This is a genomic window from Pseudomonas cedrina subsp. cedrina (assembly GCF_001983175.1).
In the GTDB taxonomy this organism is placed as follows: domain Bacteria; phylum Pseudomonadota; class Gammaproteobacteria; order Pseudomonadales; family Pseudomonadaceae; genus Aquipseudomonas; species Aquipseudomonas cedrina.
In genome coordinates this window covers 22,794-37,698 of sequence record NZ_MNPW01000003.1, presented here as the reverse complement: position 1 = coordinate 37,698, position 14,905 = coordinate 22,794, and the positions used below count along the sequence as shown (strand labels likewise).

The following is a 14,905-nucleotide window of genomic DNA, read 5'->3' as shown; positions in this document are numbered from 1 at the left end:
CGTGTGGGCACTTAAATCTTATGGGAGATACCTGATGCGTTTTCATCCGTGGCAAGCCGTGGTGCTTGCGCTGTGTGTGTTGAGCGGCTGTAACGCCAATTACGTTTTTGACGATGCCGATTACCGTCCATTGGGCGACCCCCAGGCGGTGCGCCGTGGGCAATGAGCAGGGGAGTTGCATGCAATTAACCTTTGAAGTCTGCAGTACCGCAGGCGGTGAGCCGCCTGCTCGTAAAACGTTTGACCGCGTTGGCGGCGTGATCGGTCGAGGAAAGGGCTGTGACTGGATCATCGCGGACGCTGATCGCTTGGTTTCCAGCCATCACGGCTTGGTCGTTTATCGGGAAGGCCACTACTTTCTTACCGATATCAGCAGCAACGGCATCGGCGTATCGGGCAGCATGGAGCGCTTGTGCAAAGGCCAGGCACGGCTGATCAGTGATGGTGACGTGTACCAACTGGGCAGGCTGGATATTCGTGCCAGCCTGGTGGCGCAGGAACGGCAGCCGTTTGCCCAGGAAGACATGATTCCAGACGATGCCTTCCTCGGTCTTGACCCGGTCTGTGCGCTGGAGCGCTTGCACATGGACGGTGACTCACCGGCAGAGCTGGGCGCCCTGGACACCTCAACGCAGGGGCTGCCCCCATCGCTTTGCCAGGGCCCTGTGGATCGCGATCATCTGGTCGTACCGAAATGGGCGGCACCGTCCGAAGAAGCCCCCTCTTGCGAACTTGCCACGGCCGCACCTGCCGGTGAAACGTTCTGGACGCAGTTTGCGAGAGCATTGGGCATGCCACTGGACACGCTCGATACGCCAGCGCGTGAAGCGCTGGCAATCCAAGTAGCAGGCCTGTTCAAACTGACCCTCGAGGGCTTGCAGCAAAGCCTGCGGACCCGTGACGAGCTGCACAGTGAGTTGAACGAAGCATCAACCGCCCCGGTGTCCGTTACCTCCAATCTGTTGAAAGACTGCGCCGACAGCCACGCTGCCATGACAGCACTGCTGGGCGCCAGCGAGTCGCGGCAACTCTCTGCCGAACAAGCGGTGACCCAGGCTTATCGTGATTTGCAAGTTCATCAACTGGCGCTGGTCGTGGCCAGTCGGGCCGCTGTCCGCGGTGCATTGGCCACCTTCGCGCCTGGGCATTTAGTGCAGTGTTTCGAGCGCGAGGGCAAGCCGCCCCGGTTCTTCAGTGATGGTGCCCGTTGGCGAGCGTATCAGCGCCATTATCGGCGGCTGACGGACGAGGAGGCCTTGGGCGAGCAGCTGTTACGCAGAGACTTCTCCAAGGCCTACGCAGAGCAGGTACGCCTGGTCTCCACTCTCCACGTCGGGCACCCAGGATGATGTTCATGTATCGAATCGCTTTCACATCGATGCTGTTGGCGCTTGGCTTGCTGACCGGCTGCAGCACCCTCTCACCTTTTTCGAGCATGACCAAACTGGACCTGACCTTGGTGGCCGCTGACGAAGTCAACCCGGACCTTCACGGCCGTCCATCCCCCGTGGTGGTGCAACTGATCGAGCTGCGGCACCCCGTGGCTTTTGAAAACGCCGAGTTCTTCAGCCTTTACGGCAGGGCCGAACAGACGCTGCCCAAGGACTGGGTCGCCAGCGAAGAGCTGGAATTGCGCCCCGGCGAACACCTGGCACTCAAGCTGAGTGTCGAGCCGCACAGCCGTTATGTCGGCGTGCTGGCGGCCTATCGCGACTTGCCCCACGTGCAATGGCGGCTGGTGCTGCCCGTAAACCCAGGGCAATTGACCCGTGCCGACGTTGTGCTGGACCAGACGGGCATCCGTATGGCCGCGTCCCACACTGACAGGGCGGAGGATTGAGATGCAGATCCATAACGTTATCTGGCAAGAGGGCATGTTGCTCAGGCCCCAGCACTTGCAGCACAGCGATCGCTACTTCCATCGGCAACTCAATCGCACACGCCTGCTGAACACCGATGCCTGGGGGTTCCTGAGCCTGGATGTGGATCTGCAGTACCTCAACCTGGGCAAGATAGTGGTCAACCAGGCCAGCGGCGTGTTGCCGGATGGCAGCCTGTTCGAGCTCAGCGGTGCGATGGAGCCGCTGGTCTTGCAGGTGCCGGCGAATGCGGGCCGACAAGCGGTGTATTTGGCGCTGCCCCTGGCGACGGCGAATCAGGTTGAAGTGCGCAGGAAGGAGCAAGGCGATGTCCTGGCGCGCTACGTCGCCTGTGAAACGGAAATCGGAGACTCCAATGCCGGCATCGACTCGCGCTGCCAGATCAACTGTGCACGCCCCGATTTGCGCCTGGTGCTGGGGGAGGGCACCAGTGACCCGTTCTACGTGAAACTCCAGGTTGCCCAGGTACAGGATTCAACCCTTGACGGCGGCACCAGGCTGGATGCGGATTTTGTACCGACATTCATCTACCTCCAGGGCTCGGGGTATGTGTGGTCATGCCTCAAGGAGGTGATCAGCCTGCTGGCGACCCGTGGCGATGCGATTGCCGCGCGCATCCAGGGCAGCGGTGCCTCGGCGGGTGCGCAGGTCGGCGACTTCCTGATGCTGCAACTGATCAATCGTGCCGAATTGATATTGCGTCACTACCTGAGTCAGGCCCAAGTGCGTCCGGAGCGGTTGTATCGGGAGTTGCTATCGATTCTCGGCGAACTGTCGACCTTTGCCAGCGACAACAGGCGCGCGCCATTGGCGCTTCAGTACCAGCATGGCGATCAGGGGGCGAGCTTTCGTGGGCTGATGGAGGGGCTTCGTGCTGCGTTGTCGCGGGTGCTGGAACAACACGCCATCGAGCTCGCGCTGCAGCAACGCCAGTACGGGGTGCTGGTCTGCCCGGTCAACGATCCCAAGTTACTGGGCACTGCGACGTTCATTCTAGCGGCCACCGCCCAGTGCGATAGCGAAGAGCTGCGTCACCGCTTGCCCGCGCATCTGAAGATCGGCCCCGTGGAACGCATCCGCGAACTGGTGAACCTGCATCTCGCCGGTATCAAGGTCACGCCCTTGCCGGTAGCGCCGCGACAGATCCCGTTTCATGCCGGCAAGACCTATTTCATGCTCGAACTCAGCCCGCGCGATATCGCGCAGTTGGAACGATCGGGTGGTTTTGCCTTCCACGCCAGCGGCGAGTTCGCCGAGCTGGAACTCAACTTCTGGGCTATCAGGAACTGAACACCATGACTATGGACAGTGAATACCCGCAGGACGAAAAAACCGTGCTGCTTGACCGTGACGGGCTCGGACCGGCGCAGGGGCCAATCACCGACTTTCCAACGCCGCCGCGCTTCGAGCAATTGGAAGACCGAATGATCTATGCGGCCCGTCTGCAGGGGAGCGAGAGCTTCAAGATAAGCCCGAACGCGCTGTTGGCAGCAGCGTGGGATCTGTTGTCGCAGGTTGCCCAGCTCAAGTTCATTTCTGGCCGGGAAAGCCTGCAGGCGCTCAATGACCAGCTTTCGTCGGGGATTAACGCGTTTGAGGCCCATGCGTTGCACTTGGGCGTGCAGGACAGTCAGGTGATGTCGGCGCGCTATGTACTTTGCAGTGTCATTGATGAAGCGGTGGCCACCACGCCGTGGGGCAACCGCAGCGACTGGTCGAGCAGAAGCCTTTTGAGCCGTTTTCACAACGAAACCTTCGGCGGTGAAAAGTTTTTCCAGTTGCTGGAGCGTTTGTCCCGCGACCCCGTCAAGCATGTGGCCATGCTGGAATTGATGTACCTGTGCCTGTTATTGGGGTTCGAAGGTAAGTACCGGGTCATGGAGCGGGGAAGGGTGCACCTTGAAGCGGTGCATGACGCGGTGTATCGCCAGATCAGGCATGTGCGCGGTGACCGCCTGCCGGCATCCATCGCGCCGCACGCGAAGAGGGCATCCCGGCCACGGCTACGCATTGTCTCGGTCACCTGGGCCGCCGTCTGCGTACTGGCCTGTTTGCTTGTGATGTATTCGGGATTCGCCTGGGTACTGGGCCAGGAACGCATGACGGCGCTGCAGACGTTTCAATCTGTCCCGGACGCCCTCGTAACGCTGGAGCAATGAATGAACGCATTCTTCAAGGGCGTGGGTACGGTACTGCGCAAAAGTTGGGTATGGAGTCTGCTGCTGGTGTTGTCCAGCGCGCTGCTGGTGTGGTTTTGCGGGCCTTCGCTGGCGGTGGATGACCACCGTTTCTGGCGAAGCTCGACGTCCCGTTTACTGACCATCAGCGGGTTGCTGCTGATGTGGGGCCTGGCGATGGTAGTGGTGGGCGCGCGTCGTACCGCTCGGTTGCATGAGCCCGAGCACCAGGCGCTTCACCAGCGGCAGGAACTGATCAGTCATGAAACAAGACAGGTGCAAGGGCGTTTCAAGGAGGCGCTGCAGACGTTGAAAAGCTCGCGGCGCTACGGCTCGCGCAGCGAGCGATGGCGAAACGAGTTGCCCTGGTACCTGGTGGTCGGCGAACAAGGCAGTGGCAAGACCTGCCTGTTGGTCGCCGGTGGCTTGCAGTCTCCGCTTGACCGGGCTGAAGCGCCGGCAGGCACTACGGCTTACTGTGACTGGTATTTTGCCGAGGAGGCCGTGATGGTCGAGACGGCTGGCCGCTATCTGGGTCAGCCCGAGCATTCGGTCGATGCGGCGGGATGGACGACCCTGTTGGGTCTGCTCAAGTCGTGGCGCAGGGGGCGGCCGCTCAACGGCGTAGTGGTGACGTTGTCAGTCGATACACTTTCAAGCAGCGACGAACATGACCTGGAGCGCCACGCGCGTGATGTGCGTACCCGCTTGCATGAGATCCAGCAGACATTGCATGTGGATGTGCCGGTATACCTGGTGTTGACCCAGGCGGATCGGCTGGCCGGGTTTGCTGAGTTCTTTGACGCGCAACAGGGTGACGGCACAGAAGAAGTCTTGGGTGGGCACCTGGTCGCCGACACGTCCGGTACGGACATCGCCCAGGTGAGGGACATGTTCCAGAACATGTTGCAACGCTTGGGAGCAGAGCTGATCGCGCGCTTGCATCAGGAGCGCAATATCGAGCGTCGCGGCCGGATGCTGGATTTTCCCCGGCACGTCGCACGCCTGGGTGATCCCCTGTGCCTGTTCATCGAAACCGCGTTTTGCGCGCATCGCTACCAGCGTATAACTGGCCTGCAAGGGTTTTACCTGACCTGTGCGAAAACTGGCGATATGCGCGCTCATTTTGTCCAGGGCCTGTTCAATCGCGTGATATTTGCCGAGGCCGATCTCGCCGGGCTGCATGCCCCGGAGCGCCAGCGCATACATCGGCGCCACGGGTTGCTGGCGCTGGCCGCAACCTTAGTGATCGGCACAGCGGGTGCGTTGTGGATGCACAGTTTCTCGTTCAACCATCAGCGGCTGCTGGAACTGAGCGCTATCGGGCCCTCTGCTCCACCGGGTTCAGACGAGAGCCTCACGTTGCTGGCCCTGTTGGATAGCCGCCTGGCGGCAACAAAGGTCTTTGCACCGTTGGCGGACGTCCGGTGGGTTGATCGGGCGGGTTTGTACCAAGGGGAGTTGACCCGCCCGCCGGTGGTCAACGCCTATGAACAAGCCTTGCGCCAACAACTGCTGCCGTACCTGACCAGGCTGCTCGAAGGACAGGTGCGAGGCCGCCTGGCGGATCGCGAGCGGTTGCTGGACAGCCTGCGCGCCTACCTGATGCTCAACCTGCGCGAACGACGTGATACGGCGTGGTTGGCGGAGTATGTGGCGGGCCAGTGGTCAACGGACCCCTCGACGCATAAACGTCTGAATCAACACCTGGCACGGCTCCTTGAGCAGCCGTTTCTGGCGCCGTTGAACGACGAATTGGTGGCCCAGGCCCGCCTGGTATTACGCGGTGAGTCACTGGCGGAGGTGGTTTACCGAACGCTGCGCGAGCAAGCGCGAAGTCTGGAGCCTTACCGCCTGGCCGAAGGCCCGGCGTTTTCGAGGGTCGAGCCGCCTATACCGGGGTTCTATACTCGAAAATATCTGCAGTTTTTCGAAAAACAGGGCCCTCAACTGGTCAATGCCATCGCCCAGGATAACTGGGTGCTTGGCGAAGGCACCGACCTCAGCGTCATGGACTTACGCAAGTTGGTGCTTGAATTGGAGCAGCGCTATTTCAGTGAATACGCTGATGCATGGAGTGAGGCGCTCGGTCGGGTCAGGCTGCTCGACAGTGGCAATCTGCGACAAGGTGCGCAGCAGCTCGCAAGCCTTACTTCGGCCCAATCGGCCCTGGTGCAGTTGCTGCGGCAGGTTCGCGAAAACACGCGGCTGGTACCGCTCTCCGATCGGCTTGAAACAGTGAGCCAACAGGCCGGCGAGCTGGGCGCAATGACGTCCAGCGTACTGGCCCGGACGGCGCTGCCTGATACCGCTCGCCGAGCCTTGCAGCGCCGCTTCGAACCCTTGCATCAGTTGCTCGATGAAGAGCAGAGCCCTGGGGGCGAATTGACGCAGGCCTTGCGTTTGCTCGATGAGCTGCACCTGCAGTTATCGACACTGAGCCGGGACAGTTCGCCGCAGCAGGCTGCGTTCAACATGGCCAGGCAACGCATGGATGGGCAGCAGCCACTCCTGGGCAACCTGCGGGATGCGGCGGCGCGTTTGCCGCAACCGCTCAGGGGATGGCTCGAAGGGATGGCCGACCAGAGCTGGCGCTACCTGCTCGAGGATGCCTATGGCTATGTGAATCAGCGGTATCAAAGCGAGCTTTATGGCTTCTATGCGAAGGCCATCCAGCGCCGATACCCATTTGATGCCCACGCAGGCAGCGACGTTGCCCTAGGCGATTTTCAGGAGTTTTTCAAACCACGGGGGACCATGGCGCGCTTTTATGAGGCGTACCTGCGACCGTTTGTGAGTGCCGAGGGCAACCGCTATCGTCTGCGGACCCTGGAGGGACGCAGCCTGCCGATGTCGCGTCTGGTGCTGGAGCAATTGGCCAGGGCGCAAACCATTCGCCAGGGTTTTTTCAGCGAGGACCAGGGGGATTGGGCCGTGCGGTTCACGCTGGCGCCCTATAGCCTGGACCAGGCTGTCAGCCGGGCGACGCTGCGGGTGGGCAATCAGCAGTTGGAGTACCGTCACGGCCCGATCGTGCCGGTGGCGTTTCATTGGCCGAGCGAGGCAGAGAATGGCCGTAGCAGCCTGGTCTTGGAGCGCGGTTCAGAGCGGCCGTTGGGGATCGAAAAAGACCGGGGTGCCTGGTCGTTGTTCCGGTTTTTCGAGCTGATGCAAACCGAGCCTGCCAGCGGCAGGGATGGCCAGATACTCAAGGCCGACCTGGCGGGCCTGCGTGCCAATTACGTGCTGACCAGCCAACGCAGCCCCAGCCCGTTCCAGATGGCCACATGGCGCACCTTCCGCCTGCCGGACCAATTATGAGCCCGGCTCACCCTTGGCGAAGTGCCGGACGCACGGCGCAAGGCAAGAGTCGCTCGCGCAACGAGGACGCATTCCTCGATTGCCCGCAGCGCAGTTGTTGGGCGGTGGCCGACGGCATGGGTGGCCACCATGCCGGGAATGTAGCCAGTCAAAGCATAGTCAGCGGCCTTGCCGCGCTGTCAGGCCAGGGCGCTCTGGATCAGCGGATCGAGGCCGTCCGACGCTGCCTGCGAGGCCTCGACAGCCAGTTGCAGCGAGCCGAGGGCGTGGCGGGCGTCATGGGCAGTACGGTGGTCGTGCTGTTACTGGAGCAAAACCGCGCGGCCTGCCTTTGGGCAGGCGACAGCCGATGCTACCTATGGCGAGGGCAGCGTCTGTATCAACTGTCGCGGGACCATTCCCTTCAGCAGTATTTGATGGACAAGCAGCAGTTGAGTCCAGCGCTGGCCCAGGCTCATCCAGGCGCAAGGGCTTTGACCCGCGCGGTGGGAGCGCGCCAGCCACTGAGCCTTGAGATCCTGGAACTGCGCGCCAGGCCCGGGGATGTGTTCCTGCTATGCAGCGATGGTCTGTACCAAGGCCTCAGCAACCGGGAATTGGGGCGTGCCATGAGTGCAGGAACGCCACGACAAGTGGTGGAACAGCTGTTCAGCAACGTACTGCGGGGGCCTGCGCGGGACGACCTTACGGCCGTGGTGATCCAGCCATGAACAGCGCTGCAGGCCCACCGAAACTGCTTGCGGGACGCTATCAGCTTGAACGCATCCTCGGGACTGGGGGCATGGGGGTGGTCTATCGCGCCCGTGACCTGTTGCATGAGGCGTTCGGCGAGCCGGATTGCCGTGTGGCGCTGAAGCTGTTGGGCGACAGCCTTTGCGCGTGCGCCGATGCTCATGTGTTGCTGTACAGCGAATTCGCGCTGACCCGAAGCCTGCAACATGATCACCTGGTACGTGCGTTTTCGTTTGAGGTCGATACGGCCCAACAGGTGGCATTCTTCACCATGGAAGTGATGCCTGGCCTGACCCTGGACCGCATGCTCGCGCAGCGTCCGCAGGGGCTGGCGTGGCATGAGCTGCAACCCATGGCCCTGCAATTGCTGGATGCACTGGTCTACATCCAACGCCAGGGTGTGGCGCATGGCGATGTAAAGCCAACCAATATCATGGTGGGGGAGCAGGGAGTGCGCTTGTTCGATTTTGGCTTGGGCCACGCTGAGGCTCAGGCAAGGGCAGGATTGCCCGGCTTGAGCCGCAGTCGCCTGAATGCCTGGACCCCAGCGTATGCCGCACCGGAGCTGATGGCGGGAGGGCTGCCGTCGGCCAGCGCCGATCTGTATGGCGCTGCCTGTGTGCTGTATGAACTGGCCGAGGGACGCCGCCCCGATGAGCGCCAAAGCAATCTGCGCCTGCCTCGGCCCAGGCAATTGCCCAGGCAGTGCTGGCCCCCGTTGCGTGCGGCATTGGCGCCGGACCCCGAACAGCGAACCGTCTGCGCCGCCGAGCTACGTGAAGGGATGGCGGAGCAGCGTCGTCGCTGGTTCATCGGGTAATGCGTCAGCCGTCCAGGTTGTGCAGTTGGCAGTATTCTTCCCAACTCATGCCCGCCATTTGCGCCACTTCCTTGTGTACCTCAAGGCGTTGGGTTTCAAAGGCGTCGGGGGATTCGGCGGTCAGTTTGAGGGTCAGCTCCCAGGCAAACAGGCCCTGGCGTTCGGCTTCGGCCTCAAAGGCTTCATGCAGCCGTTCGGCGCGATATTGCGCCAGGGTTTCGCCCTTGGCCTGGGCGGCCAACGGGTTCAGGGTGTCGAGTTCATTGGCCACATCGGGGTGTGCGTCGAGAAATCTGTCCAGCGCGAGCTGGTGGTTATCGCCGGGTGCTGACAAGGGCTTACTCCAAACAATGGCAAGGTCAGGGGTTGCGTTGAACGCCGTGGCATCGTGCGTCTTCGCGTAGTACAGACACTACGCATTGAAGCAGATTCAGAAATTGGCTTGGGCGGGAAATTCAAATAAGCGCAAAAACCAGGGAATTGCCTGTCATCCCATACGGAAAATTCACACGGACGAATGGCAAAAGGCTTTCGCTCACCGTGCCAGGACGTGTAGCGTTAGCCCGTGTTTACGGCGCTGCCTTCCAGGGACAGTGTGCGATGGGCAGAGGGATAGGTCATGGCGCAAACGCTGTTCAAGCTTTTCTTTACCCAACGGCTGGCCGCCTTGGCCAGCACGGAGTCGCTGCGAGCGATCCGCGAAGGCTTGTTGTGGATCCTGCCATGTCTGCTGGTGTCGGCTGGCTTCCTGGTGCTGTCCGAATGCGCCCGGGTATTCGGATTCGACCCGCAGGTGGTGGCGTTCCTGGCTGGCCTGCACAATCAGATCAGCTCCGTCATCCCACTGCTGGTGGCGGCATCCATCGGCTACATGCTGGCTATCCAGCATCGCCTGCCGCAATTGCCGGTCGCGTTTCTTTGCCTGGCCAATGTGCTGCTGGCAACGTTTATTCTGCGCGAATATCCCCGCGCTTCGGCCACCTTCGTGCTGTTCATCGCCATTGCATCACCGCTGTTGAATGTGCCGACGATGGCTTGGCTGCACCGTTACCGTTGGACCCGCCTGGTCAACGAAGAACTGGTGGGGCACAACCTGCGCGGCACGATCAATATGGTGGTGCCGGGCTTCATCACCGCCTTGGCGTTGGTGGTGGCGTTGTCGTTGTTGCTGCAGGTCCCCTATGTAGCGCAGCTTCAGGGGCCGCAGGTACTCGACGCCTTGCAATCGCCTTATGGCAGCGGGCTGTTTGTGACGCTGATGAATTCGTTGCTGTGGTTTTTCGGGATCCACGGTGTGTACGCCATGCAGCCGCTGTTCGATGTGCTCGACCAGGCCGTGGTGCTGAACGGTGCCGCGCTGGCGGCGGGCGAGCCGATCAAGTACGTATTGAACGGTGGCCTGCTGGGCAGTTTTGCGTTTATCGGTGGCTCGGGCGGTGCGCTGTGCCTGCTGCTGGCGATCCTGTTGGTCTCCAAAAGCCAGTCGATGCGCCTGTTGGCGATGGCGAGTTTGCCGCTTTCACTGTTCAATGTCAGTGAAGTGTTGCTGTTCGGCTTGCCGATCATCCTCAACCCGCGCTTATTCATACCGTTTTTGATCGTACCGGCGTTAAACGCCATGGTGGCGTTGTCCGTCGTGCACATGGGATGGGTGGCACCGGCGGTGGTCAGCGTTCCATTTACGGCTCCGGTGCTGCTCAACGCCTATCTCAGTACTCACGGCGACCTGGCGGCGGTGTTGCTGCAAGTGGCGTTAGTGGGGCTGGGCACCCTGGTGTATGTGCCCTATGTCCGCGCGATCCATCGCCAGGCCAGCGAAGGCGGCACGGTGTACCTCAAGTCCTTGGACATGACCTTCCGTGGCCTTGAGGAAAAGGGCCGGCTGCGCGAGCTGGACCCGGTGCTCGCCTCCCACAGGACCTTGGCGCGCCAGGCCAGCGAGTTCAACCGCATCCAGCAGATCAGCGACTACGAGTTCTACCTCGAATTCCAACCGCAGGTCTCGACCCGCACCGGCCTGTGCACCGGTTGTGAAGCATTGATGCGTGCCCGTGACGCCAAGGGCACGGTGCATTCACCCTGGGAGTTCCTGCAATGGCTGGCCCAGGCGCGGTTGATGCCGGATGTGGATGTGTGGGTGGCGTCCCAGGCGGTGCGCCAGTACCAGAAGTGGCGCAAGCTCGGCTTTGCATTGCCGATGACGATCAATGTTTCCAGCGCGACCCTGACCGATGCCGCCCATGGCGATCGCCTTGTGGAGATCCTCGCCCAAGCCCACGGCCAGGTGTCGGTGGAGATTACCGAGGAGGCGCTGGTCGGTGATATCCAGGTCACGCGCCGGACCATCCAGAAGCTGCAAGCCATCGGCGCAAAGGTCTATATCGATGATTTCGGCACCGGGTTTTCAGCCTTGAGTTACCTGCACCAGTTCCCGGTGGACTTCATCAAGATCGACCGCAGTTTCGTCGTGGCCCAGCACGACCCCAAGGGCGCCCAGGTCATGACCGGCATGTTGCGCTTCTGTGAAGCGCTGAACCTGGGCGTGGTGGTGGAAGGCGTGGAAACCGCAGAGCAACTGGCCTTTTTGAATACCGGCGCCGAACTGATTATCCAGGGTTGGTATTTCAGCAAGGCGCTGCCGGGCGATCAGTTGGAGGGTTTCGTGCGTGAGCGCGCCGCCCTGGCGCGGAGCTAATACCCGCGCTGGGTCTGCTCGATCTCTTCGACCAGCTCATCAATGCCCGCCAGGCGCGCACGGTTGTCATGGTCCCAGGGGTGGAACCCAGGCTTGAAGTAGTGCAGCCATGGCACCACCATCCGTGGGAAAACCCCCTTGGGCCCATACAGAAATTTCAACATGCGCCAGAAACCCTTCAGATGCCCACCCGACTTGCGGTCGGCCATCAGCAGGCGCAGGTGGAAATCGAACACCACCAGCCAGAACAACAGCGTGGTGGTCAGCATGGTCCCGGTACGCAACAAGTAGCGCTTGGGGCCAGGCTTGATCACGCGGTTCCAGACATCGAAGGCCACGGCCTTGTGTTCGGTCTCCTCAAGGGCGTGCCAATACCACATTTGCTGGTAGCCCTTGAGTGAGTTTCCGAAGCGTGACGGGTCGCTCAGCAGTATTTCCGCAAGCATCGCGGTGTAGTGTTCCAGGGCAATGGTCACCGCCAGGTTGAAGGACGGCGGCAGGTGTTTTTTCTGCAGGTCGAGGATGAATTTCAGCCGACGGTCCAGGGTGTGCGCCGGAAGGCCAGCCGCCTGCAAAAGGTCGTTATAGGCCACGTGCTCACGGCTGTGCATGGCCTCCTGGCCGATAAAACCCTGGACCGCCTTCTTCAGTTCGGGGTCGTCGATGCGCTGGCGGTAGTGGCGCACGCTGTCCATGAAAAACAGCTCACCCTGGGGGAACAGCAGCGACAGGGCATTGAAGAAATGCGTGATGAACGGGCCCTGTTCATGCCAGTCCTTGATGCGCTCGGCGGGCAGGGCGAAACGGATGTCTCGGCGGATTGGCAACATAGTGCGTGCTCCTGTTCAGTGGCGGGGTTCGTCATTGGTTTCCAGCACCGGCCGGCGTGCCTTGGGCGCCATGCGTTTGCTGGCGAACACCACCAGCGCCTGATAGGCCGCCGGCAGGCAGCGGGCGAGCAGGTCGAGGAAAAACGCGTCGCGGCCGATCAGCACGCGACGTTTGTTTTTACGCACGCCTTGCAGGATCACTTTGGCGGCCTGGTCGGCGTCGGTGATGAACAGCTTCTCGAAGTCGGCGCGGGCCTGCTGTTCGCTGTGGATGAGGAAGCCGGTCATATTCGCGTCGATACGGCTGCTGCGGCAGATGTCGGTGCGAATGCCGCCGGGGTGCACGCAGGTGGCCGATACGCCGCAGCGTTGCAGGTCCAGCTCCTGGCGCAGGGACTCGGTAAAGCCGCGCACGGCGAACTTGGTGGCGTTGTAGCCGCTCATGCCCGGCTGCGCAAACAGGCCGAACACGCTGGACGTGTTCACCACATGGCCATCGCCGCAGGCCTTCAAATACGGCAAGAACGCCTTGGTGCCGTAGACAACGCCCCAGAAGTTGATGCCGACGATCCATTCCAGGTCGGCGTAGTCCACACCTTCCACCGTGCTCGACAACGCAACCCCAGCATTGTTGAACACCAGGTTGACCTGGCCATGGTCGGCAACGCATCGGGCGGCCCAATCCTCCATGGCCTGGCGGTCGGCAACATCCAGCGCCTGGGTGGTGACCCGCACGGGGACCAAGGTTGAGCGCTTGATCAACGCCAGGGTCTGTTCCAGTCCCTGGGTATTTTTGTCCGCCAGGGCCAGGTGGCAACCTTCCCGCGCGAGAGCCAGGGCCAGGGCGCGTCCCATGCCGGATGCCGCGCCGGTGATTGCCGCGACGCGGCCGTTGAATGACTTCATGACAGGCTGCCTTCTGCGGTGGAGTGGGGCGCCGCCACAGGATGGCCAGGCGCATTGATCGGCTGCAGGTCGGTCGCATAGTCCTTGAGCGCAAACTGCCGGGTGACCTGCTTGAAACGCCAGGTGGACCCCGGCCACAGGGTGGTGTTCTTGCCGGTGCGCGGGTCGAGGTACCAACTCTGGCAACCGCCGGTGTTCCAGATGGTGCGCTTGAGTTTGTCTTGCAGTTGTCTGTTGTAGGCGCTTTCCACCGCAGGCTTGACGTCCACGGTGGCGATGCGATGACGCTGCATCTGCTTGAGTGCGTCGAGGATGTAGGTCACCTGGGCTTCGATCATCAGGATCATCGAGTTATGCCCCAACCCGGTGTTGGGGCCGACGATCAGGAACAGGTTCGGGTAGCCCGGCACCGTGGTGCCCTTGTAGGCGTGGGCGCCGTCTTGCCAGGTGTCCATCAGGTCCACGCCGCCACGCCCGATGATGCAGTTGCGGGGCAAGGGGTCGGTGGCCTGGAAGCCGGTGCCGAAGATCAGGCAATCGGCTGGGTGCTTGATGCCGTCGGCGGTGATCACCCCATCGGCTTCGATGCGCGTTATGTGATCGGTGACCACCGCGACATTGCTGCGCGATAACGCCGGGTAGTAGTCGTTGGAAATCAGCACGCGCTTGCAGCCGATGGTGTAGTCCGGCGTCAGCGTCTTGCGCAGGGAAGGGCGCGCCACTTGTTTATGCAGGTGGCGCAGGGCGATTTTCTGCACCATGCCCATCAGGCGTGGGTGCAGCGCGAAGCCGACCACACGGCCTTCCAGCGCCCAGTAGAAAGCGCTACGCACCAGGCGTTGAGTGAAGGGCAAATGCTTGAACAACCAGCGCTCGAACGGTGAAACCGGCCGGTCGGGCTTGGGCATGATCCATGGCGGGGTGCGCTGGAACAGGTCCAGATGCGCCACGTGCGGCGCGATCTGCGGCACGAACTGAATAGCGCTGGCGCCGGTGCCGATCACCGCTACGCGCTTGCCCTTCAAGGCATAGTCGTGGTCCCACTGCTGGGAGTGGAAGTGCTTGCCCTTGAAGCTGTCCAGCCCTGGAATATCCGGCAGCGTCGGGCGCGACAGGCCGCCCATGCCCGACACCAGCACCCGTGCGCTGACCTGGCTGCCGTCGCTGAAGTTCAACTGCCAGCGTTGCCGGGCCTCATCGAACACCGCGCGCAAAAGGCCCATGCCGAAGCGCAGGTAGGGCGCCAATTCAAAGCGCGTAGCGCATTGCTCCAGGTACGCACGAATTTCCGCCTGCGGCGCGAACTGCCGCGTCCAGTCCGGGTTGGGTGCGAAGGAAAAGGAGTACACATGGGACTGCACATCGCAGGCGCAACCTGGGTAGTGGTTGTCCCGCCACGTGCCGCCGAGGCTGTCGGCCTGCTCGGCGATAAAGAAGTCGGTGAACCCGGCTCCCTTGAGCTTGATCGCCATGCACAGGCCGGCAAAGCCTGAGCCGATGATGGCGATGTCGATTGACTCACTGCGGACATTCATAAGCAGTCC

The 14,905-nt window shown here is 61.8% G+C and carries 13 protein-coding genes; 9 read left to right on the top strand and 4 right to left on the bottom strand.

From position 1 onward, the window contains the following. Nucleotides 1–34 precede the first annotated feature (34 nt). Genes BLL36_RS05950 through BLL36_RS05915 form a run of 8 tightly spaced genes read left to right on the top strand, consistent with a single transcriptional unit; the run spans nt 35 to nt 8,930 of the window. Complete coding sequence (locus tag BLL36_RS05950; RefSeq protein ID WP_076950549.1) at nt 35–166, top strand: type VI secretion protein; 132 nt, start codon at nt 35–37, stop codon at nt 164–166. 13 nt (nt 167–179) lie between these two features. Further along, nucleotides 180–1,349: a type VI secretion system-associated FHA domain protein TagH gene (gene tagH / locus BLL36_RS05945; RefSeq protein WP_076950548.1), complete on the top strand. Its 1,170-nt coding sequence runs from the start codon at nt 180–182 to the stop codon at nt 1,347–1,349. A gap of 5 nt (nt 1,350–1,354) precedes the next feature. After that, entirely contained in the window at nt 1,355–1,840 is a 486-nt protein-coding gene (tssJ, locus tag BLL36_RS05940; RefSeq protein ID WP_076951000.1) for a type VI secretion system lipoprotein TssJ, read from the top strand. Nucleotide 1,841: 1 nt separating this feature from the next. Continuing rightward, nucleotides 1,842–3,170, top strand: coding sequence for a type VI secretion system baseplate subunit TssK (tssK, locus tag BLL36_RS05935; protein ID WP_076950547.1), 1,329 nt, complete (start codon nt 1,842–1,844; stop codon nt 3,168–3,170). A 5-nt stretch (nt 3,171–3,175) separates the two neighbouring features. Then, entirely contained in the window at nt 3,176–4,039 is an 864-nt protein-coding gene (gene icmH / locus BLL36_RS05930) for a type IVB secretion system protein IcmH/DotU (protein WP_076950546.1), read from the top strand. Then, nucleotides 4,040–7,378 carry a type VI secretion system membrane subunit TssM gene (gene tssM / locus BLL36_RS05925; RefSeq protein WP_076950545.1) on the top strand — a complete coding sequence of 1,113 codons (3,339 nt, stop codon included), beginning with the start codon at nt 4,040–4,042 and terminating at the stop codon, nt 7,376–7,378. Beyond that, nucleotides 7,375–8,088 (top strand): PP2C family protein-serine/threonine phosphatase, encoded by a 714-nt coding sequence (locus BLL36_RS05920; RefSeq protein ID WP_076950544.1) that lies wholly within the window; start codon nt 7,375–7,377, stop codon nt 8,086–8,088. The genes tssM and BLL36_RS05920 overlap by 4 nt, the downstream gene beginning before the upstream one ends. Then, nucleotides 8,085–8,930 carry a serine/threonine-protein kinase gene (locus tag BLL36_RS05915; RefSeq protein ID WP_076950543.1) on the top strand — a complete coding sequence of 282 codons (846 nt, stop codon included), beginning with the start codon at nt 8,085–8,087 and terminating at the stop codon, nt 8,928–8,930. Before BLL36_RS05920 ends, BLL36_RS05915 begins: the two co-directional genes overlap by 4 nt. Before the next feature lie 4 nt (nt 8,931–8,934). Here the strand turns inward: BLL36_RS05915 and BLL36_RS05910 are convergent, their stop codons facing one another. Continuing rightward, nucleotides 8,935–9,264 (bottom strand): DUF6388 family protein, encoded by a 330-nt coding sequence (locus BLL36_RS05910; protein ID WP_076950542.1) that lies wholly within the window; start codon nt 9,262–9,264, stop codon nt 8,935–8,937. 285 nt (nt 9,265–9,549) lie between these two features. Here BLL36_RS05910 and BLL36_RS05905 point away from each other — a divergent pair, with 285 nt between their 5' ends. Next, the gene (locus BLL36_RS05905) at nt 9,550–11,625 is read left to right on the top strand and encodes a PTS sugar transporter subunit IIC/EAL domain-containing protein (protein WP_076950541.1); all 2,076 of its coding nucleotides are present in this window, start codon (nt 9,550–9,552) and stop codon (nt 11,623–11,625) included. On the opposite strand, the gene BLL36_RS05900 is transcribed toward BLL36_RS05905, so the two are convergent. Genes BLL36_RS05900 through BLL36_RS05890 form a run of 3 tightly spaced genes read right to left on the bottom strand, consistent with a single transcriptional unit; the run spans nt 11,622 to nt 14,896 of the window. Continuing rightward, complete coding sequence (locus BLL36_RS05900; protein WP_076950540.1) at nt 11,622–12,455, bottom strand: metal-dependent hydrolase; 834 nt, start codon at nt 12,453–12,455, stop codon at nt 11,622–11,624. The two genes, BLL36_RS05905 and BLL36_RS05900, sit on opposite strands and share 4 nt — an antisense overlap. 15 nt (nt 12,456–12,470) lie before the next feature. Next, nucleotides 12,471–13,361: an SDR family NAD(P)-dependent oxidoreductase gene (locus BLL36_RS05895; RefSeq protein WP_076950539.1), complete on the bottom strand. Its 891-nt coding sequence runs from the start codon at nt 13,359–13,361 to the stop codon at nt 12,471–12,473. Next, nucleotides 13,358–14,896 carry a flavin-containing monooxygenase gene (locus BLL36_RS05890; protein WP_076950538.1) on the bottom strand — a complete coding sequence of 513 codons (1,539 nt, stop codon included), beginning with the start codon at nt 14,894–14,896 and terminating at the stop codon, nt 13,358–13,360. The genes BLL36_RS05895 and BLL36_RS05890 overlap by 4 nt, the downstream gene beginning before the upstream one ends. Between the last annotated feature and the right edge of the window lie 9 nt (nt 14,897–14,905).